18 protein-coding genes are annotated in these 20,829 nt (G+C 35.9%); 10 read left to right on the top strand and 8 right to left on the bottom strand.

Translation table 11 applies throughout. The features are described from left to right. Positions 1-112: 112 nt before the first annotated feature. Positions 113-355, bottom strand: a complete 243-nt coding sequence (locus BMSHG_RS16915) for a YkuS family protein (RefSeq protein WP_019155647.1) — start codon at positions 353-355, stop codon at positions 113-115. A gap of 138 nt (positions 356-493) precedes the next feature. Between BMSHG_RS16915 and BMSHG_RS28035 the strand changes: the two genes are divergently transcribed. Next, the gene (locus BMSHG_RS28035; protein WP_019155646.1) at positions 494-625 is read left to right on the top strand and encodes a YuzL family protein; all 132 of its coding nucleotides are present in this window, start codon (positions 494-496) and stop codon (positions 623-625) included. Between the two features lie 55 nt (positions 626-680). Here the strand turns inward: BMSHG_RS28035 and clpP are convergent, their stop codons facing one another. Further along, positions 681-1,265: an ATP-dependent Clp endopeptidase proteolytic subunit ClpP gene (gene clpP, locus BMSHG_RS16905; protein ID WP_019155645.1), complete on the bottom strand. Its 585-nt coding sequence runs from the start codon at positions 1,263-1,265 to the stop codon at positions 681-683. Between the two features lie 18 nt (positions 1,266-1,283). Continuing rightward, positions 1,284-1,970, bottom strand: coding sequence for a sigma factor-like helix-turn-helix DNA-binding protein (locus BMSHG_RS26440; RefSeq protein ID WP_019155644.1), 687 nt, complete (start codon positions 1,968-1,970; stop codon positions 1,284-1,286). A gap of 144 nt (positions 1,971-2,114) precedes the next feature. Here BMSHG_RS26440 and BMSHG_RS16895 point away from each other — a divergent pair, with 144 nt between their 5' ends. Further along, complete coding sequence (locus tag BMSHG_RS16895) at positions 2,115-2,801, top strand: HAD family hydrolase (protein ID WP_051030948.1); 687 nt, start codon at positions 2,115-2,117, stop codon at positions 2,799-2,801. Positions 2,802-2,845: 44 nt separating this feature from the next. On the opposite strand, the gene BMSHG_RS16890 is transcribed toward BMSHG_RS16895, so the two are convergent. Continuing rightward, a complete protein-coding gene (locus tag BMSHG_RS16890) occupies positions 2,846-4,465 on the bottom strand; it encodes an ABC-F family ATP-binding cassette domain-containing protein (protein WP_019155642.1) in 1,620 nt (539 codons plus the stop codon). Between the two features lie 179 nt (positions 4,466-4,644). On the opposite strand from BMSHG_RS16890, the gene BMSHG_RS16885 reads away from it, so the two are divergent. Both BMSHG_RS16885 and BMSHG_RS29310 read left to right on the top strand, forming a co-directional pair. Further along, complete coding sequence (locus BMSHG_RS16885) at positions 4,645-7,017, top strand: penicillin acylase family protein (protein WP_019155641.1); 2,373 nt, start codon at positions 4,645-4,647, stop codon at positions 7,015-7,017. 105 nt (positions 7,018-7,122) lie between these two features. Further along, on the top strand, positions 7,123-7,245 hold the full coding sequence (locus tag BMSHG_RS29310; RefSeq protein ID WP_019155640.1) for a hypothetical protein: 123 nt from the start codon (positions 7,123-7,125) through the stop codon (positions 7,243-7,245). Between the two features lie 88 nt (positions 7,246-7,333). Here the strand turns inward: BMSHG_RS29310 and BMSHG_RS16875 are convergent, their stop codons facing one another. Beyond that, positions 7,334-7,936 (bottom strand): SCO family protein, encoded by a 603-nt coding sequence (locus tag BMSHG_RS16875; RefSeq protein ID WP_019155639.1) that lies wholly within the window; start codon positions 7,934-7,936, stop codon positions 7,334-7,336. Positions 7,937-8,160: 224 nt separating this feature from the next. Between BMSHG_RS16875 and BMSHG_RS16870 the strand changes: the two genes are divergently transcribed. Next, entirely contained in the window at positions 8,161-8,889 is a 729-nt protein-coding gene (locus tag BMSHG_RS16870) for a response regulator transcription factor (RefSeq protein ID WP_019155638.1), read from the top strand. 50 nt (positions 8,890-8,939) lie between these two features. On the opposite strand, the gene BMSHG_RS27710 is transcribed toward BMSHG_RS16870, so the two are convergent. Further along, positions 8,940-9,083: an anti-repressor SinI family protein gene (locus BMSHG_RS27710; RefSeq protein ID WP_019155637.1), complete on the bottom strand. Its 144-nt coding sequence runs from the start codon at positions 9,081-9,083 to the stop codon at positions 8,940-8,942. Positions 9,084-9,232: 149 nt separating this feature from the next. Here BMSHG_RS27710 and BMSHG_RS16860 point away from each other — a divergent pair, with 149 nt between their 5' ends. The 4 genes from BMSHG_RS16860 (at position 9,233) to BMSHG_RS27695 (ending at position 15,274) form a co-directional block, all read left to right on the top strand. Continuing rightward, complete coding sequence (locus tag BMSHG_RS16860) at positions 9,233-14,332, top strand: AAA family ATPase (protein ID WP_019155636.1); 5,100 nt, start codon at positions 9,233-9,235, stop codon at positions 14,330-14,332. A gap of 122 nt (positions 14,333-14,454) precedes the next feature. Beyond that, complete coding sequence (locus tag BMSHG_RS27705) at positions 14,455-14,562, top strand: YjcZ family sporulation protein (RefSeq protein WP_019155635.1); 108 nt, start codon at positions 14,455-14,457, stop codon at positions 14,560-14,562. 99 nt (positions 14,563-14,661) lie between these two features. Next, complete coding sequence (locus BMSHG_RS27700) at positions 14,662-14,793, top strand: YjcZ family sporulation protein (RefSeq protein WP_019155634.1); 132 nt, start codon at positions 14,662-14,664, stop codon at positions 14,791-14,793. A gap of 268 nt (positions 14,794-15,061) precedes the next feature. Continuing rightward, on the top strand, positions 15,062-15,274 hold the full coding sequence (locus tag BMSHG_RS27695) for a cold-inducible protein YdjO-related protein (protein ID WP_316245676.1): 213 nt from the start codon (positions 15,062-15,064) through the stop codon (positions 15,272-15,274). 838 nt (positions 15,275-16,112) lie between these two features. Here BMSHG_RS27695 and pepF read toward each other — a convergent pair. Next, positions 16,113-17,927, bottom strand: coding sequence for an oligoendopeptidase F (pepF, locus tag BMSHG_RS16845; RefSeq protein WP_019155633.1), 1,815 nt, complete (start codon positions 17,925-17,927; stop codon positions 16,113-16,115). A 173-nt stretch (positions 17,928-18,100) separates the two neighbouring features. Further along, entirely contained in the window at positions 18,101-18,235 is a 135-nt protein-coding gene (gene yhfH, locus BMSHG_RS27690) for a protein YhfH (RefSeq protein WP_019155632.1), read from the bottom strand. A 256-nt stretch (positions 18,236-18,491) separates the two neighbouring features. On the opposite strand from yhfH, the gene BMSHG_RS16835 reads away from it, so the two are divergent. After that, on the top strand, positions 18,492-20,645 hold the full coding sequence (locus tag BMSHG_RS16835; protein ID WP_019155631.1) for a PAS domain-containing protein: 2,154 nt from the start codon (positions 18,492-18,494) through the stop codon (positions 20,643-20,645). The last annotated feature ends 184 nt before the right edge of the window (positions 20,646-20,829 follow it).

Below are 20,829 nucleotides of genomic sequence, written 5' to 3'. Positions count from 1 at the left end.
ATTTTTCATAAATTTAGCTTGATTGAGTAGAGGCACTTTCATGTTATGTACGAAGGGAAGGAGTTCATTAAAAAGAAGACTAACGTTTTTATTAGCCTTCTCGTTTACGTTCTTATTTAAGGTTTTGAGATACTTTTTCACATACTTCATCAGCAGATAGTCCATTTGCTTCAATAACAGGACCTGGTATGATGGTATCGTTCATTCCCATCACATTTGAATCTATTCCTGTTACAACACAACAGTCACATCCTCTAGCATCTGATTCCTGTCGTAGTTGAACGACGTCATACCCTTTATCACGAAGAGCTTCTTGAATATTAGTTAAAGAATCTTCCACACCAATTTTCGTCATCTTCACACCTCCTCCAATAAGTAGAATGAGTTATTAGGGATAAAAATATTCTAAAAAACCCGTTCTTGTAAAAATGTATAAATGTTCACGAATAAAAAAATGTTTAAAAAGAGAAGGTAAGCAATGGAGGTGTAATGGATGAAGAAACGAAAAGCGGATCCTTCAACGATTGGATTAAATTCAAGCCAAGTAGAGGGACAAGGTACGACAAATATGGAATTAGATGGGAAAAGTGCTTCGTCGGCACGTAAGAAAACAAAAAAGCAATAGTATAGTGGTGAAGGGTAAAAAGGAGATGGGCGATTCATTCCATCTCCTAAAATGTTTATGGCTGCTTTCTGATGATTTCATCCACAATTCCGTAATCTAATGCCTCTTTGGCACTCATGAAATAGTCTCGATCACTGTCTTTTGCAACTTTCTCAACGGGTTGGCCGGTTCGCTCTGAAATAATTTGATTTACATGCTCTCTTAATTTTAATATCCTCTTAGCAGAGATTTCGATTTCTGTTGCCTGACCTTGAGCACCTCCGAGCGGCTGATGAATCATTACTTCACTATTAGGTAAGGCATATCTTTTTCCTTTCGTACCAGCAAGGAGAAGTATAGCACCAAAAGAAGCAGCCATCCCTGTACATATCGTGTTAATATCTGGCTTTATCAATTGCATCGTATCAAAAATTGCAAAACCCGCTGTAGTTGAACCACCCGGACTGTTAATGTAAAGTGAAATGTCTTTTTTAGGATTTTCTGACTCAAGAAAAAGTAATTGGGCAATGACACTATTCGCTAAATTGTCATCGATTTGTTGCCCGATCATAATAATACGGTCTTTTAACAATCGAGAGTAAATATCGTAAGAACGTTCTCCGCGATTTGTTTGTTCAATAACATATGGAATGGTTGTCAATTCATTTTCCTCCCTTGTTTACGCAGCCATACTGAAAATATTGAGAGGGGAATCGGTAACTTTAGTACTGATAGGAGTTTTATTGTGAATGAAAATAGGGATGCTTGGAAGTTGTTTAATCAAAATATTAGGATCTTCTTCTAATAAAGATTGAACCATTAAATCCATGAGATTCTGAAGGTCTCTTTTCATCAAAGAATCCTCCGTTGTGTTAGATGTATTCTCTTTCTCAATACGTTTTCGGGCCCGGTATAAAAGAGCTTTCACAGTTGTTTCAGGCATTTTTATAATGTCTGATATCTCTTTAGAACGATATAGAAATGCCTCATTTAAAAAGAAAATTACAGACTGCTTCGGTGTCAACTTTTCCATCAGTTTTTGTACTGTGTCCATTATCGTCGTTGGATGGTTGTTTCTCTTCTCATGAACTTCATTTAATAATTCTGTCTCATCAAGTTTTCTTCTACGGATTGTATCAATCCAATAATGAAAAGCGATTTTTTTTAGGAGTGGATGATTGATTTCAGTCACTTCATACTGCTTAATGGCTCGGTACAAAGATTCCTGGGCAAGATCATCACCCTCCCATTTATTTTTGGTTAAAAATCGGCAATATGTTTGCAGTCCACGATAATACTTCTTCAGTGTTTCATTTTCCTCATATTGACTTTTATTCATCACATAAACCGGTTTACTCCCTGGCATTCCATTCACTCCTTTAATCCCTCTCATTTTTCATAACGTAAAAACAGAAAGAAAAGATACGGGGAAGAAAAATTTTTTATTATCTCGATTAAATGATTAATTATATTGTATGGGTTTTAGTATAATGGAAGCAATGAATTGCTAATGAAGAAAGCAACTTATGAAAAACAAGCTATAAAAGGTGGGTATAAATTGATAAAAGCGATTATTTTTGATTTTGATGGAACGCTAGTCGATACAGAGACAATGTGGTATCGAATGTATAAAGAAGTATTACTTCATAAATATGGGATTCATTTGCCGCTAGAGGAGTTTGCTAAAGTAATAGGGACAACAGATGAGGCCTTATATGCTTACGTAGAGGCGCAAACGCAAACAAAGATTGATTTTATCCAATTAGAGCAAGAGATTCATAGAATGATCATCGCACAAAAAGATCAACTTGTTCTAAGAGAAGGGGCTGAGGAATTCATTCAACAGGCACGAAAAATGAACTTAAAGATGGGCATTGCCTCAAGTTCTCCTCGAAAATGGATAGAGGATCTATTAGAGCATCTTCACGTAAGAAACGTTTTTTCCGTCATTAAATCAAAAGATGATGTTCAAGAAGTAAAACCAAATCCTGAACTCTATGTTAAAGCAGTAGAGGCTCTAGGGGTATATCCGCAAGAGGCAATTGCGATAGAAGATTCAGTAAATGGGAGTATAGCAGCTATTAATGCTGGCCTCACCACTATAGTTGTCCCAAATGAAGTCACGGCATTTCTTGAATTTGATAAAAGGGTACGAGTGTATCAGCAATTTACTGATATTCAGCTACCAACTTCATAAGACAAAAACGGCTTTGAACCTATGGAGGTACAAAGCCGTTTTTATTATGCGTACATCGCTGCTATTTGTTTTTGTAATTGCTCATCTTCTAAATACTCATCATATGTTACTTGTTTATCGACCATACCGTTCGGTGTCAATTCGATAATTCGATTGGCGATCGTTTGAATAAACTGATGGTCATGTGAAGCGAAAATCATGGAACCTTTAAAGTTAATTAAGCCATTGTTTAAGGCCGTAATCGATTCAAGGTCTAAGTGGTTCGTTGGTTCATCAAGAAGAAGAACATTGGATCCACTTAACATCATTTTCGACAGCATACAACGGACCTTTTCTCCACCTGAAAGGACACTTGCTTTCTTAAGCACTTCTTCACCAGAAAATAACATTCTTCCTAAGAATCCACGGAGGAAGCTTTCACTTTGGTCATTAGGGGAGAATTGACGCAACCAATCAACTAAAGTGAGATCATTGTTTTCGAAGTACTCTGAGTTGTCCTTTGGAAAATAGGCTTGTGAAGTCGTAACACCCCATTTAAAGCTACCGCTGTCAGGCTCCATCTCACCCATTAGTATTTTGAATAGCGTTGTTTTTGCTAATTCATTCGGACCTACAAGAGCGATTTTATCGTCCTTATTCATGACAAAGCTAATATTATCAAGTACTTTTACTCCATCAATCGTCTTTGTGATTCCTTCAACTCTTAATAGGTCATTGCCGATTTCACGCTCAGGTGTAAATCCAACATATGGATATTTACGGGAAGAAGGGCGAATATCATCTAATTGAATTTTATCAAGTAGCTTTTTACGTGAAGTTGCTTGTTTCGATTTAGAAGCATTTGCACTAAATCGAGCGATAAAGGCTTGTAGTTCTTTGATTTTCTCTTCTTTTTTCTTGTTTTGATCTTGTGCCATTCTTGAAGCTAATTGGCTAGACTCATACCAGAAATCATAGTTTCCAACATAGATTTGAATTTTTCCAAAGTCTAAATCGGCAATATGTGTACATACTTTATTTAAAAAGTGACGGTCATGAGATACAACAATAACGGTATTCTCAAAGTTAATAAGGAATTCTTCTAACCACTGGATAGCTTTAATATCTAAGTGGTTCGTTGGCTCGTCCAAAAGCAATACGTCCGGTTTTCCGAATAAAGCTTGGGCAAGTAAAACCTTCACTTTTTCGCCGCCGGATAAATCAGCCATTTTCTTTGTGTGAAGCTCTTCTTCAATCCCTAAACCTTTTAGAAGGATTGCCGCCTCAGATTCAGCTTCCCACCCATTTAGTTCAGCAAATTCACCTTCAAGTTCAGCTGCTTTCATTCCATCTTCATCGGTAAAGTCCGCTTTCATATAAATGGCGTCTTTTTCTTGCATCACTTGATAGAGGCGAGTGTGTCCCATAATGACGACTTTAAGAACTTCTTCTTCCTCGTATTCAAAATGATTTTGCTTTAGAACCGCCAGTCTTTCCCCAGGTCCTAAATGAACAGTTCCTGTTTGAGATTCAATTTCCCCAGAGATTATTTTTAAAAAAGTTGATTTTCCAGCACCGTTTGCTCCAATTAAGCCATAACAGTTTCCTGGAGTAAACTTAATATTTACATCTTCAAAAAGCTTCCGATCACCATATCGCAAACTAACGTCAGTTACAGTTAACATTTACTACCTCCAAATAAGCAATATCTCTCATTATAACATTTTCTCAAGTACAAGTGCAGTCTTTTTATTTCCAACAGAAAAATGCAAGAAGGATTTTTCCTAATCATCAAGAATAATAAAGACAAGTTATTAATAAAACGCTTTCAAAAAAAATGAGGCGGCAGAAAAGGGGGAAGACGATGGAAGTAGCAGTACATTCAGAAGTGCAAAGGGGGAAACGCTGGAAGAAAGTTCTTGCGTGGACCATTGGTATAGTGATTGTCTTATTGGTAGCGATTGCAATGGGGTTATATACGTATATGACAAGGGCACATCCCAAAATAGAGGGAGAAATCAATCTTTCTGGTTTAAATGATACAGTAGAAGTGATTCGTGATGAAAATGGTGTGCCGCATATTCGGGCGAGTAATGAGGAAGATTTATATTTAGCGCAAGGCTATATTCAAGCACAGGATCGTTTGTTTCAAATGGACCTAAGCCGTCGTCAAGCATCAGGCCGACTAAGTGAAGTGGTTGGAGAAGCGGCTTTAAATAACGATAAGTACTTTCTGACATTAGGCCTTAGACGGGCAGCAAAAGCATCTTATGAACAGTATTCGGCTTCAGCAAAGCATGTACTTGATAAGTTTGCAGAAGGAGTGAATCTTTATATTCATGAACTTCGCGAAAATGGGAAATGGCCGATTGAATTTGAACTTCTTCGGTATGAGCCAGAGGATTGGACGCCAATCGACTCCTTAACAATTGGGAAATATATGGCATTTGACTTAGGTGGACATTGGGAAAATCAAGCCTTCCGCTATTATCTCCTGCAAAATTTTCCTGAGGAAAAGGCATACGATTTGTTTCCATCTTATCCAGAAGATGCACCATACATCATCAGTAAAGAGGAATTAAATATCGAAAAAAGTTTTGCACAAGCAGTCATTCCTCATGAATATAATGGGAGCAATAATTGGGTCGTAAGTGGAGCGAAGACGGCATCAGGAAAACCAGTTCTTGCTGATGATCCTCATTTATCGTTAGCAACACCTTCGATATGGTATCAAATGCATTTAGAAGCTCCGACCGTAAATGTGAGTGGTGTTATTTTTGCAGGGATTCCTGGCATTATTCTTGGACATAATGAACAAATTGCATGGGGAGTAACCAATACAGGGCCAGATGTTCAAGATTTATATATTGAAAAAAGAAATCCAAACAATCCTTATGAATTTCTATACAATGATAGCTGGGAAGAAGCAGAGGTCATTAAAGAAGAAATTCAAATTAAGGATGAGAAGTCTGTAGAATATGAAGTGGTGATAACCAGGCATGGCCCAGTCGTTTCTGAATTTGCCGCAGATAGTGGAAAAGATACGGTTTTATCCCTTCAGTGGACAGCGCTTGAGCCGTCTTCAGAACTTGAGGCAGTGCTTAAAATGAATAAGTCTGGAAATTGGGAGGAATTTGAGAAAGCGCTCGAAGGATTCCATACTCCAGCACAGAATTTCGTCTTCGCATCTACAGACGGGACCATTGCTTATAAGGCAAATGGGAAAATTCCAATTCGCAAAAAAGGAGATGGACTATTACCTGTTCCTGGATGGACAGATGAATACGGTTGGGATGATTATATTCCATATGATGAATTGCCGCGTACGGTTAATCCAAAGGAAGGCTTTATTTCAACTGCTAATAATAAAGTAATTGGAGATGATTATCCATATCATATTAGTCATGATTGGGCACAACCCTTTAGACAAATGAGAATTCAAGAGGTTCTTTCAGGTACAACTCATATCACTGCTGAAGATATGATGAACTTACAAATGGATCAAATGAACTTACAAGCAAAGGAGTTTCTCCCTTTCTTTATCGATTTACTAGAAGTGTCTAGCAATGACAAAATTCGCCAAGCCTTATCCATTTTAGTAGAGTGGGATTATTTTGATTCCCCAGAGCAAGCAGCACCTCTTCTTTTTAATTTATGGATGATAGAAATCCAAGAAGTGTTATTTGAAGAAGAAATTCCTCAAGAAACACTAGACTTATTTGGTGGTATGCGCCAGGCAGTCGATCAACTTCTTAGAAAGGCGATTGAAGGCAAGCCTGGTCCATGGATAGATGAGCATGAGGGAATCGTTAACGTATTGGAAGAGTCGTTACTCCGCGTCATTGAGGAGATAAAAAGTCAACAAGGAAATAATATGGAGAAATGGCAATGGGGAGACTATCATCAAATTTATTTTCCACATCCATTATCTAGTGTGAAGCCATTACATCTATTATTTAATCAAGAAGGGAAAGTGCCAGTCGGAGGAAGTGCGGTTACGGTACAAGCAGCAGCCTTTAAAGACGATGGTACAGTAAACCATGGAGGCTCGTGGAGATTTGTCATTGATATGACTGATTCGACGATAGGCTATCATCTTGTTGGTCCAGGTCAGTCTGGACATGTGTTTCATAAATGGTTTCATGATCAATTAGATAAATGGGTCGATGGAACGTATCATAAAACAAATATTAAACGAGTTGAAGGTGCAGTTTTAACTATAAATCCAGAAGATTAAAGCTCCTTAAGATAATTTAATCCAAAAAATTTCGTTTTTTTCATAGTTTATTCATAATTGTTCGCTACAATGGACTTAACGAAGAACGAAAAAAGGAGATATTAAATGGATAAAAAGAAGCTAGTAGAACTTGTTGATCGTTTAAAAAAGTCCGGAATAAAAGCTAGCATTACAAAACCTCGGAAGACTTTATTAATGCTTCAGCAACCAACAGCACCCAGCAACTAATAAAAAAAAGGAGGTGGTGATTGATTTCACCGCTTCCTTTTTTTGATATATGTTCACTTAAAGCATTTGATTTCGATAGGAATGCCTTTTAATCTATCTTCTTCATGATTTTATTAAACATGTCTTCTCGATTGAATTCTTCTCCCATTGGGTATTTTTTTATATAACGATTATTTTCATTTAAAAGATAAACGAACGTCGAATGAATAAAGAAACCATCGCCTGGGTCTCTATATTGAAATTGGAAGGTTCCTGCAAGTTCTTCAATTTCTTTTAAATCTTCTTTAATATTATTTTGGTCCCCTGTTAAGAAGAGCCAATTCCCGTCATCCTCGACTTCAAAATTATACATATATTGTTGGAGAACTTCTGGGGTATCATTGTAAGGGTCAATTGTAATGGTAATGAATTGAACTTTGTCACCAAAGACACCAGCATCTTGTAAATCTTTTTTAAGCATATTCATTTTAAGCGTCGTTGTAGGACAAATATCAGGACAGTTTGTATACATAAATTCTACTACTTTTAGTTTTTTGTCAGACTCGGAAAATTTGTATACTTCATTTTTCATAGTAACTAAATCAATATCTTCTGGTATTGTTGCCATCGAATCACGAATTAAGAAAAAGGAAATCCCCGCAATAATTGCAATGGCTACGATTGCACTACATATTATATATATTTTCTTCATTTTGTAACCTCCCATATTAAAGATAAAAAAATAGTAAGGAAAATACTATGGATATATTGTGAACTTATTTATTTAATGGGAGAGAGGAAATGCTTTTGTTGTTAATAACCTCATATTTTGTCGAATTACTAAGAAATTTCTAGCGTACGATTTAGTGGTAAATTGGAGGTGAAATAGGATATTTATAGTAAAATAGAAACAACCGAAAATTTAGGGGGATATGTATGAGTAGGGATAGAGTCTTAATTGTTGATGATGATCCTGATATTCGGAATATTCTAGAACTTTATTTAGAGAATGAGGGATTTGAGATCGTTACTGTAACAGAGGGAAGCGAGGCCATTAATTCAATAGATGGTTTTAAACCAGATCTAATCATCCTAGATATTATGATGCCAGGACTAGATGGTTATGAAACATGTCAGGGAATTCGTGAAAAAACAGATGCTCCTATTCTTTTTTTAAGTGCTAAAGAGGATGATTTAGATAAGATTCTCGGTTTAAGAATAGGAGGAGATGATTATATAACAAAACCTTTTAGTCCAAGCGTATTAGTAGCTAGAATTAAAGCGCATTTAAGAAGAACAAGGATCTCTCGTAATAAAAAGGTTATAAAGGAAGAAAGAAGTGTAATTGAGTTCCCTGGTTTAATGATTGATTTGGACAGTTGTCTTGTTCGCAGTGGTGGTATAACGGTTACATTAGCGGCAAAAGAATACCAACTATTGTCCTTGTTAAGTCAAAATGTTGAAAAAGTGTTTAGTGTAGAGCAATTATTTCAGCTGATTTGGGGTGAGAACAGCCTTGGCGATAATCGAACGGTTATGGTCCATATTAGCAATTTGCGAAAAAAAATCGAGCCCAATCCTACCAAACCTATTTATATATTGACGGTCAGGGGTATAGGCTATAAATTTAATGGTTACATCCATGATATTCCACAATTAATATAATAGATTCTTAATAGATTCACCTTCTGGAAAAGCAGATTAGGATATATGTATTATTTATTAGACAAGAAACGCTTCACCTCATCCTTTGTTAATCCTAAACGTTTCGCTTCTAAAATTAAACATAACCATTCTTCATCTATTGTATTTGGCAGAATGGCAATTGTCGCTTGCTGCAACTCAGTGACTTTTTCCATAATTACCTCCAGTTTATTCACAAAATATTCACAAAACAATAATAGTATATGAACTATAAGTACTGTTCAAACCTAGTTAAAGTTTTATTAAAGTTTTGTTATGAAAAAATAAACTTGTATTTTTCAAGTTAGTAATGGATGTGGGATAGATGTTGCAAATAGCAGGATATAAGATTATTCGACTTTTGGATTCCACGAACGATATAGATTATTATGAAGGAATTAAGGAACACAATAATAAAAGGGTAGTCATTGTCCACACTGTTTCTAAATCAAAATTAGGACATGAGCATTATTACGATTCATCTACGCAGCCCTTTCTAATGGAACCAATTGAAATGAAGGCAATGGAAGGTCAACATTTTGCGATTTATGAATATTTTTCCTTCGAAAAAACATTGGCAACATTCATAAGGGAAAAGTCTCTTACACTCGAACAAATATTATTTATTTCCATCCAGTTAGTTTCCTTACTTTGGAAAATGCATCAGCATAAAGGGTTATTCGGGATATTGAACCCAGCTTTCATTTTTGTCAATCTCTCTGATAAGAAAATAAATGTTGCCAATCCGATTGGGGCAAAACAGAATGCAGAACAGCAACGTATTTTATATAGTTCACCTGAGTTAACAGGAAGAATGGAGAAGGAGGCTGACTTCCGTTCCGATCTATATTCTTTCGGCGTTGTATTATATGAATTGTTAACGGGGCAATCACCGTTTGAAAAAGCTGACCTTATTGCAATTGTCCATGCGCATTTTACAAAGATACCACCTCCACCAACGACGATCAACGGAAAAATACCAACACAGTTATCCCAAATTACTGAAAAACTTTTAGCAAAATCCCCTGAAAAGAGATACCAATCAGCTTTTTCATTAAAAACTGATTTAGAAAAATGTCAAGCTGAATGGGAATTAGAAAGGAATATTTCTAATTTCCCACTAGGACAGGGGGAGTCTGCCCAAATTATTAGGGAGAAAAGACTTTTTGGCCGAGACAAGGAACTTCAGGAACTTAATGTAATATTTAGTATGGTAGAAGCAGGAAACACAGAGTTTGTCCATATCAATGGAAATTCAGGTAATGGAAAGACAGCACTTGTAAATGAGTTTATACGATCATGTGATAAGAAAAATGTCATCGTTGCTACGGGAAAATGGGACCAATATGAAAGAAATATTCCCTATGGACCAATTATTCAAGCCTGGAAAACAATTTTCAGGACAATTCTTTCTCAAGGCGAGCAATCAACATTAAGATGGAGAAATCTATTCATTGAAAAACTAGGTCATCGTTGCCAAATACTTACAGATTTAATTCCGGAGTTTTCTTGGATTATTGGTCAGCAAATATTCACTGAAAAAATAGGTTCGTTAGAAAGACAAAATAGTATTTTATTAACGTTTCAACAGTTTATATCCGTATTAACAACGGAATATACACTTCTCTTATTTATTGATGATATCCAATGGGCAGATCAACCTACACTTGATCTCCTTCGTTATTTAGCGAATGATAGCGAGACCACAAAGCTTCTTATATTGTTAGCAAGTAGAGACGAAAAAGGGCAAAGTGCCAAATCTTTGCATAATTTAAAACTCGTTCAAGACTTAAAAAGGGAAAGTATTTATATCAATCCACTAAATAAAAATGAAGTGTCAGAATGGCTTTCCCATACCTATCAATTTCAAGGAGATTTTAGTCATTTAACCAACTATGTGTACAATCTTTCCCAGGGTAATCCATTTTTTCTTGAGCAGATTTTAAACACTTTAGAAAAGGAAAATTATATTAGTCTAAATTTTGAGCACAATCGTTATGAATTTTACATAAGTAGGTTCCCTGACAGATTGATTGGTCATAACATAATCGATCATATAAAAAACAAACTTGAGAAGTTGTCTTCACAAGCAAGAAAGACGTTGAAAATGGTATCCTGTCTTGGCACCAATTGTACTTTTAATGAAATCAGTCTGATAATGAATGGCTCTAGAAATGAGCTATTAATGGATTTGTATTTGCTCATTGATGAGGGATTCATTTGTTTTAGCAGGCAACAGAATATAGAGAATGACATTGTATTAGAATTCATACATGATAAGGTACAACAGGCCGTCTACACTAGTATGACAGAAGAGCAAAAGATGTTATCGCATTATCAAATTGGTTTGCGTAAATGGTTAGAATCGAATAAATTAGATAATCCAAGTTATCTTCATAAACTTACCGATCATCTAAATTTAAGTGTTAGTCTATTAGATTCACGGCAAAGAGATGCCCTTGCAAGCCTTAATGCCAAAGCAGGGCAACTTGCAAAAAATGCAGCTGCCTTCGATATGGCGTACCATTATTTCTTAAAAGGAAGGGACTTGCTAAAGACGGGGCATTGGGAAGAGAGCTATCCACTTTCATACGAAATTTTCGCAGGATTAGGGGAATGTGCTTATTTAAATGGTGATTTTGATCTAGCGGAAATGACATTTGAATCCCTATTGAAAAATGCGAAGACGAACAAAGAAAAAATGAGTGTGCATAATCTGAAACTCATGATGTATACCCATTTAAGTAAATTCAAAGAAGCGGTAGATACGGGTACAGCTGGATTAAAGCTTTTTGGGTGGAAACTTGATCGCCCAATTGGCAAGTTCACGATCTTAAAAGAATTGCTCCTTATTCAATGTTTGATGTTTAGAAAAAAGCCTGAGGATTTTTTACAATTGTCGCCTATGAAAAGCGAAGACAATCGCCTTATTATGGAAAGTTTTATAAACATGAATGGCCCTTCATATGATGTAAACCAAAATTTAGCAACTTATTTAATGCTGAGAGCTGTCAGGTTTACATTAAAGCATGGTGATACAGAAATGACAGCACTTGTGTATAACAATTATGGGCTCATTTTAAGTGCAGGGTTTGGGAAATTCGATAAAAGTCATCAATTTGGAAAGCTCGCCCTTGCACATGTTGAAAGAAGTCAAGTGAAAAAACTAGAGGCGAGGGTACATTTCGTTTTTGGAAGCTTTGTTAATCATTGGAAAAGTTCGATAGCGATTAATTTAGAGTCTCTGCAAAAATCTCAAAATTTAAGCTTGGAGACAGGGAACTTTCATTTAGCTGGGGCAGCAAGCTCATTCATTATTATTACAAGAATGATTAAAGGAGAACCATTAGAGGCTGTTCTGAAGGAAATAAATCAACAATTAGCCTTTGTAAATAAAATTCAATACTTTCTTTCTATGAAATTTTTGTTGGAAATGAAAGAATGGGTAGAGTGGTTAATAGATGAACAGAATCCACTACCAGCCCATCTTGATGAGCTACGTAATGAACCCTCTGCGTTCATTATGCATAATACGGTGCGTTTACAAATGTCATATATGGCAGAGGATGAAGAGAAGGCGTCAGAAATTATCGACGCATTGAATAACAAGGTTACCAATTCCCTTGTTCTTGTTATTGCACCCGAGTTTTATTTCTATCATACACTGTGGCTCTGTCGTTTTTATAATAAGAGGACAAAAAGCGAGAAAAAGAAAATCAAGTTCTATTTAAAACGTAACCTTAAGAAATTGGAAAAATGGGCGAAGCAAGCACCAGTTAATTATGAACATAAGTATTTGTTGATGAAACTGGAATCTGAAAAACTATTAACTAGAAATATAGTAGATTCCAATGTCTATGATTATGCTTTAAATAAGGCAATTGAAAATGGATTTTTACAGGATGCTGCCATTATCTGTGAATGTGCCGGCCGCTACTATCAGGAACAAAACAGCAAGCGACTGAGCCACTTTTATATGAAAGAAGCTTACCAAATCTACAAGCAATGGGGGGCAGGGCGGAAGTTAACGCTTCTCTCAAACCAGTTTTCTAATTTATTTATTCGTAAGGAAAGTAATCCGGAACTAGCAGGTGGACTAGATATTATAGATTTAGAGGCAGTGATCAAAACCTCTCAAGCGCTGTCAGGAGAAATCGTTTTAGAAAACCTCATTGAAAAAGTTATGGAAATCGTGCTTAAAAACGCTGGAGCCACAAAGGGGATATTGTGGCTCCAGGATGGAGAAGAGCTTACGATCGTCAGTCCACCTGAAGTTTCTAATGAAAAACTCAAAGCGGAAAATTTGCCAATGCAAATCATCCAATACGTAGAAAGTAGTCTTGAACCAGTTATTCTAAATCAGGCATGTGTGGAGGGACTTTTTAAAGAGGATACCTATATTCAAACAAAGAAGGTCATGTCCCTTATGACGATCCCATTATTGCATCAAAGTCGCTTATTAGGCATTTTGTATATCGAAAATCATTTGCTTCCCTATGCATTTACAGAAAGAGATTTGTTATTGATATCAACAATTGCCTCACAAGCAGCAATTTCTATTCAAAATGCATTTTTGTATATGAGCCTAGAAGAAAAGGTTAAGGCCAGAACAGAAGAATTGGAAATGGTGAATAAGAACTTAGAAAAAGCCAATGAAGAGTTAGCTGATGCAGAGAGAGTAAGAATGGAGTTATTGTCCAATATCTCACATGATTTAAGAAACCCGCTTACTTCGATTCAAGGCTATATTGAAGCGATGCTAGATGGAATTGTGATTTCTCCCGACAAACAAATGACCTATTTAAAACGCAGTAAGGAAAAACTCACTGGACTAAATCGATTAATCCAAGATCTATTCGAATTGTCAAAACTTCAGTATGGAAATATGACATTTTTGAAGGAAATCGTCAATATTAAAAAGCTTTTTTATCACTTATGTGATCAGCATGAGTGGGATATAAGGCAAAAAGGGTTAAAATTTAAATCCTCTATTGAGGAATCAGAGGATTTAAGTCAGTCATTAGTAGATGTCGATGTCGGTCGGATTGAACAAGTGGTTACGAATATCGTTTCAAATGCCATTAAACATACAAATGAAGGTTCGATCTCCATGTCGCTTCACAAAGAGCAATCGCAAGTGATTTTTTCCATTATAGATACAGGAATCGGTATATCCGCGAAAGATCTAGAGAGGATTTTTGAGCGTTCCTTTACAGGGCAAATGACTTCGTCCATAACGGGTAATGGATTAGGGTTATCAATCAGTAAAGAGATCATACATCATCATGATGGTGTTATTTGGGCTGAAAGTACTCAGGGAGAAGGGACGACCATTTTCTTCACACTTCCGATTGTTGAATTAGAAATAGAAACATCTGAGGAAATGGAAGCGATCAATGAATCTCTGTCAATACGTCAGTTATAAGCAATTTTTTTTGGAGTGGTACAGTTTACCACTCTTTTTCTTTTTGACTTATTATAGAAGCCCATTCGGGACAACTTTCCTATTCATAGTATAGGTGTAGAGATAATGGGAGGTGGATAAGAATGAGCGCAGGAGCTGGACACGGATATGGTGCTGGATTCGCTTTACTCGTTGTGTTGTTCATCCTTCTTATAATAGTTGGTGCTTCCTACATCGGCGGATGGTATTAATTTAGGAAAGCATCCGAATAAGAAGAGTTTAGACAAAAGGGCCGGTCAGAACATTGGAACGGTCATGTGTTTTACAATATTTAGGAAGGAAGTGTGGTAATGGGTTACGGATATGGAGGATTTGGTGGTTGTGGCTATGCTTACCCTGCAACTGGACACGGTACTGGCGGTTTCGTTTTAATCGTCGTATTGTTCATCCTTTTAATCATTGTAGGTGCAGCTTGGTTATAAGCAAAATAAACACAAAAAACCTGCTTCAAGCAGGTTTTTTGTGTTTAACGAAAAGCTTAAATTCCCGTTCAATTATCAAAAATTTTCAATTAAATGCGTGAAATCTATATATTTTGCCCATAATAATAAGAAGTAAGGTGGATGAATTAATTTTTTTGAGGGTGAAATGTAAAAGGAAGTCTAATTTTATGATGTAATTGCATTTATTCTTTGCTTGAATAAATGTACGTATGATTGGATTCTCCCTATAGTAAGACAAAACTTATGAATTCTCACGAAGGGGGCGTTTATCATTTTCTTTAATCGGAAATCACAAGAAGAAAAAGAGGAAGAGATTTTTCTCGATACAGAGGTCTACGCTTGTATGGACGATGGATGTATCGGTTGGATGAGAAAGGACTTTGCTAGCAATGATTTGAAATGTCCACTATGTGGAAATGACACTTCGATGGAGATTAGGGAACTTCCTAAAATCAATTAATGCTCTATTATAAACTTTATACATATTGACTTAACGAAAAAAAGGCTTTCTCATTCGACATGAAGAAAGTCTTTTGTCTTATTTGAATATTGACATTTTGTATGTAGTGAATATTGAGTGAAAACGTTCACACGACTTTCACAAATAATATGGGTAATCGTGTGGAAAAAGACTTATAATAAGGGTGTAAACAAAATAGGTTGTGACATTTTAGGAGGCTCAACCATGGTGCTCGTTCCGTAAATGAAAATTTTATTTTCGCGAACGCAAGCAAATGTTTTCCTTTATCACTTTGATTGAAAAGCGGATTACAAAAAAGGTTAAAGGATTGTAAACGACTAAATTAGCACTTTTATTTGTTAGACCAGTTTAATACGGTTTCTCGCCTCACTAAGCGTGGTTAAATAGTATATTAAATCCAAATGGTTAAGAGTAGACGATCTACCTATTAGGAAACAAATACTGTACGTAGAACGAAAGCTCTTACCCAAAAGATTCTAGTAAGAATTGGGATTGGTCGACAGTAAAGGTAAAAAGGCATTGTTGTTTAAACAATCTAATAAGACACCTTTCAATAGTAAGTTCGAAGCTTTCTATCAAATATAGCGATAGGGGATTGAGAAGTTAAAATTGAATAAGTTTGAACCAAGGTACTACTTGTTAGTATAAAGGCTAAATAAGTAGTGTAAAGCCTGATAAAACGGAACAAACACAGATTCAGTTAATGGATAATCCTAATAAAGGAATATCTCGATAAACTGATGAAATGGTTGGGTCTCCTAAGTGGTCACAACAAAAACCTCTCTACAAAAAACGGTAGAGAGGTTTTTATTGTTTATTATTTATAGCTTTCTTCGAGGATATCTACAAGTGAACCAACGTATGCAACGGCTTTTCGGATTGGATCAGGTTGTGACATATCAATGCCTGCATGCTTCAATAAATCAATTGGTTTCTTTGTACCGCCAGCTTTTAGTACTTCTAACCAGCGATCAACAGCAGGCTTGCCTTCTTCCTTAATCAACTGAGACATCGTTGTAGAAGCAGTTAATCCAGCTGAATACGTATATGGATAAAGTCCCATATAGTAATGTGGTTGTCTCATCCACGTTAGTTTAGCTCCTTCATCAATCGTAACAGTGTCTCCCCAGAATTCTGAAAGAACATTTCCTTTTGTCTCACAAAGTACTTTTGCAGTCAAAGGTATCCCGTTTTCTGCGAGTTCATACACTCTTCTTTGGTATTCACCTTCTAGAAGATGTGTTACAAAATTATGATAATAAGTCCCGAGTAACTGCAATACAACCCATCTTTTCATTTGCGGATCAGTCGTGTTCGATAATAGATGATCTCCAAGTAACATTTCGTTCATTGTTGAAGGTGCTTCGACGAAATATGTGGATGGTCTTGTATTCATAATGCGTTGATTTTTATTGGCTAAATAGAAGTGTCCAGCATGTCCTAATTCATGGGCAAGAACAAAGGCACCGCGCATTGTGTCCGTCCATGTAATCAAAATGAATGGGTGTGAACCATAAGGGCTTGAGCAGAACGCCCCAGTTGCTTTTCCAACATTATCAGCTAGATCAACCCATCTTTCTGTCAATCCTTTTTCCATAATGCTTAAATACTCTGGTCCCATTACCTTTAATGCATCTAAAATCACTTGACTTGCTTCTTCATAAGTCGTTTTTGGATTGAATTCAGGATCTAAAGGTGCCTTTAAATCACAAAAATGAAGCTCATCCAATTGTAATACCTTCTTTTTTAATTGGGCATAGCGACGCATATGCGGTGCTAATTCTTTTTGGATAATATTTAATTGGTTTTCATACATTTCTTTTGATACTTGCTGAGGGTGTAAAAGCATGTCTGTAACTGATTCGTAGTTTCTTAGGCGTGAAAGTGTGACTTGTTTCTTCACTTCAGCTGCATAGGTTGTAGCAAATGTGTTTTTATATTCTTTTAATGTATTTGTAAAAGATTCAAAAGCTTTTCTTCGTATAGTTGTGTCTGGAGTGAATTCGTAACGGTCTTCAAATAGCACAAATGAATTCGGTAGCTCATCACCATTCTCATCAATAATTGGATCGAATTGCATATCCGCTAATTTACTTGCTTGATAAATTGCGTATGGTGCAGCATGTACATCACCTAGAGCTGCCAAGACTTTTTCAGTCTCAGGGGAAAGTCGGTATGTTTTTTCATCCAATAAATCAAGTAACATCTTTTCAAAAGGCTTTAAAGCTTCTTCTTCATCCATGTATTGTTTTAAGGTTTGATCTGGAATTTCAAGTATTTCAGATTGAATAAACGATAGAGCTGCTCCTGTTTTTGAACGCAAATCTGCAATAATGGATGCATTTGCTTGGTTTTCAGGGTTTGTACTATCGCCGGATTGTAGTAGGGAAGCATATGTAGCAACTAATATTAATTTTTCAGTTAATTTTTCCTGTAACTCGAGGCATGCTAATAATGTACTTGCACTTTCATGGAGTTTACCTTTAAAAGCTGAAAAAGAGGATAGCTCCTTTTCAATATTTGCAATTTCGTTTTCCCACTCAACAGATGATGCAAATAAATCCTCAAGCTTCCAAGTTAAATCAACGGGTACTTCTTCACGTTTTAGTCGTGTAGCGATTGTTTTCTCCATAATTATCCTCCTTAAATTGGACGTATTTATTTCGATGCCCTAATTAAAATAATAACATGGATAATAAGGCAATTTATATAGTTTTCTAAATATTTTATAAAATTACTAGTACAACATTAAAAAAGCTCCAGCGCACAAACAATACGCCAAAGCCAATATTCTAATAAAGACTTTTATTCAGATTTTTTTGCTAAACAGCGGTCACATTCCATTAAATAACTTTCTGCTTGTTCCTTCATGATCTCACCACATTGTGGACAAATTTTTTTTGGTAACATACGGAAAAATTCAACAGGACTTTTAATCAACAAACTCACCTCTTTTCTAATACAGTATATATTTTTTATTTCTGTTATAATACAGTATACAACATCTTAAAAAAAAGTGAAGATATTTTTAATAAATTTTCAAAAAATGAATTGAATTTATTTGAGAAAGCGATAGTAATAGAGGTTAGCAGGCTTTTTCTTGTAAGTCACTGGAGGATTTTGAAATATATCTTTTAACTGGCGCTGGTTTACATTACAATCATAGTAGAAACTTTTCTTTGAAAAGGACTGATACATGTTGACTGTATATTTATCATTAAACCCGATATTGATTATTGCAGCGATCTTTTTAACGATGATGGCTACTTATTCAGGATTAGATATGTTTGCCATGCTCAGATCTTCTGAACGAAACAAGCCACTTCTTTTTATAGGAGGAACGCTTTCATTAAGTTTTGGAATATGGGTCATGAGCTTTCTTTTTGCACTAGATATTACAACCTTATCGAATTACAATCTCCCTGTTACGTTATTAGCAATTATGGTGGGGATATGCTTTACTGGAATGGCTTTTTATGCTGTTTCACTAACTAGGCTAACGTCTAGAAATCTTTTTGCGGCAAGTTTTTTTATGATGAGTGCCGTTTTTTCCATTCATATTATTGGCATGTTCGGTTTACAATTAGCCTTTACTTATAATTGGGTCATTTTAGTGGTAACAGGTTTACTAGTTTTTGCTTCCTTTTATTTTGCATTTTGGTTAATTTATGATTCGAAGACTTGGACAAAAAATGTTTGGATTAGACCACTAAGTTCTCTCATTATAACTGCGGCAGTAGTTGAGGGGCATTTCTTATTATTGAAAGCTTCTTCTATTACGTCTAGTACAGATGCTCCTGCTTTTAATGGTGATCCGTTTCAAGAGACATTTTTGCTTTATGCCATTTTAATTGTTGCGGTCATGATTTTGAGCGGATTAATTGGCTCTAGTGCTCTTGTGAGTAAAAGACTTGCCGTATCAGATTCAAATCTAAAAGATATTAAAGCAGCACTAGATGAATCATCGATCGTCGCCATTACAGATGCAAAAGGTAATATCACTTATGTAAATGATAAATTTGTTGAAATCTCGAAATACACAGAGGAAGAATTACTCGGAAAAAATCACAGGATTTTGAATTCTGGTTATCATTCAAAGGAATTTTTTAAATCCTTATGGAAGACAATTGGAACTGGGCAAGTTTGGAAAGGTGAAATTCAGAATAGAGCAAAGGGTGGGAGTACGTACTGGGTTGACACGACGATTGTCCCTTTCTTAAATGAAAAAGGGAAGCCTTATCAATATGTTTCGATTCGTACAGATATTTCCAATCGTAAACAATCAGAGCAAAAGCTTAGAGAGACATTAAAAGAAGTAAATGATATCAAATTTGCATTAGACCAATCGTCGATTGTTGCCTTTACAGATGCAAAGGGCATTATCACTCGTGTAAATGATAAATTTTGTGAGATATCAAAGTATAGTCGTGACGAAATCATTGGAAAAGATCACAGCATTCTAAACTCTGGTTTTCACAATAAGCAATTTTTTCAAGAACTTTGGAAAACAATTGGAAATGGTTCTGTTTGGAAAGGGGAAATCAGAAATAAGGCGAAAGACGGTTCTTATTACTGGGTAGACACGACAATCGTTCCATTTATGAATGAAAAAGGAAAACCGTATCAATATTTGGCGATAAGAAATGATATTACGGAGCGTAAAAGGACAGAGGAAATCCTCCATCGCCAAGATAAGCTTGCTGCTGTAGGTCAACTTGCAGCAGGTGTAGCTCATGAGATTCGCAATCCTCTTACTTCTATGAAAGGTTATGCTGAATTTTTGCTCGAAGATGAAACAGATGGGCAGAGAAGAGAGTTTGTAGAGATCATTTTAGATGAAATCAATCGTGTTAATCAAATTGTTGAAGACTTCATGGTACTTGCAAAGCCGAAAGTAGTTGATTTAAAAGAAAAAAATATTATCCCGATTATCAAAAATGTCCTCTCTTTATTGGAGTTTGAAGCACGAAAAAAGAAAGTGCGTATGCATTTCGAAGCCAATGACGACATTATTCAAATTGAATGTGATGAGGATCGATTAAAGCAGGTGTTTCTAAACTTTGTAAAGAATGGTATTGAAGCAATGCCTAATGGCGGCGACATTATTGTTCGGGTCAATGTGACACACGATCAAGTTCAAGTCTCTATTCAGGATACAGGCGTAGGAATACCGGAAGAGAAACTCAAGAAAATTGGCGAGCCATTTTATACCACTAAAAAAGACGGTAATGGGCTTGGACTCATGGTCAGCTACAAAATTATCGAAAGCCATAATGGTCAGGTCTTTATTGAGAGTGAATTAAACAAAGGGACAACCTTCAACATTATATTACCAGCTCACACAGCCTAAGGCTGATGTGGGTTTTTTATGTTGGAGGAAATGATAGATTTCGCAGTTGTGTAGATGATCAAAGCGCCCCGCGCTTTTGTTCTTGTCGAGAGAATTATATATTCCCTCGACTTAATGTTCATATCGGTATAAAAAAATAACAGGAAAAATTCCTCTTAATGAGCAAGCATCATGAAATAGAGCC

It is taken from the genome of Robertmurraya massiliosenegalensis JC6, assembly GCF_000311725.1.
In the GTDB taxonomy this organism is placed as follows: Bacteria; Bacillota; Bacilli; order Bacillales; family Cytobacillaceae; genus Robertmurraya; species Robertmurraya massiliosenegalensis.
Note: the sequence above shows the minus strand (reverse complement) of the source record. Positions and strands in the feature narration are given on the sequence as shown.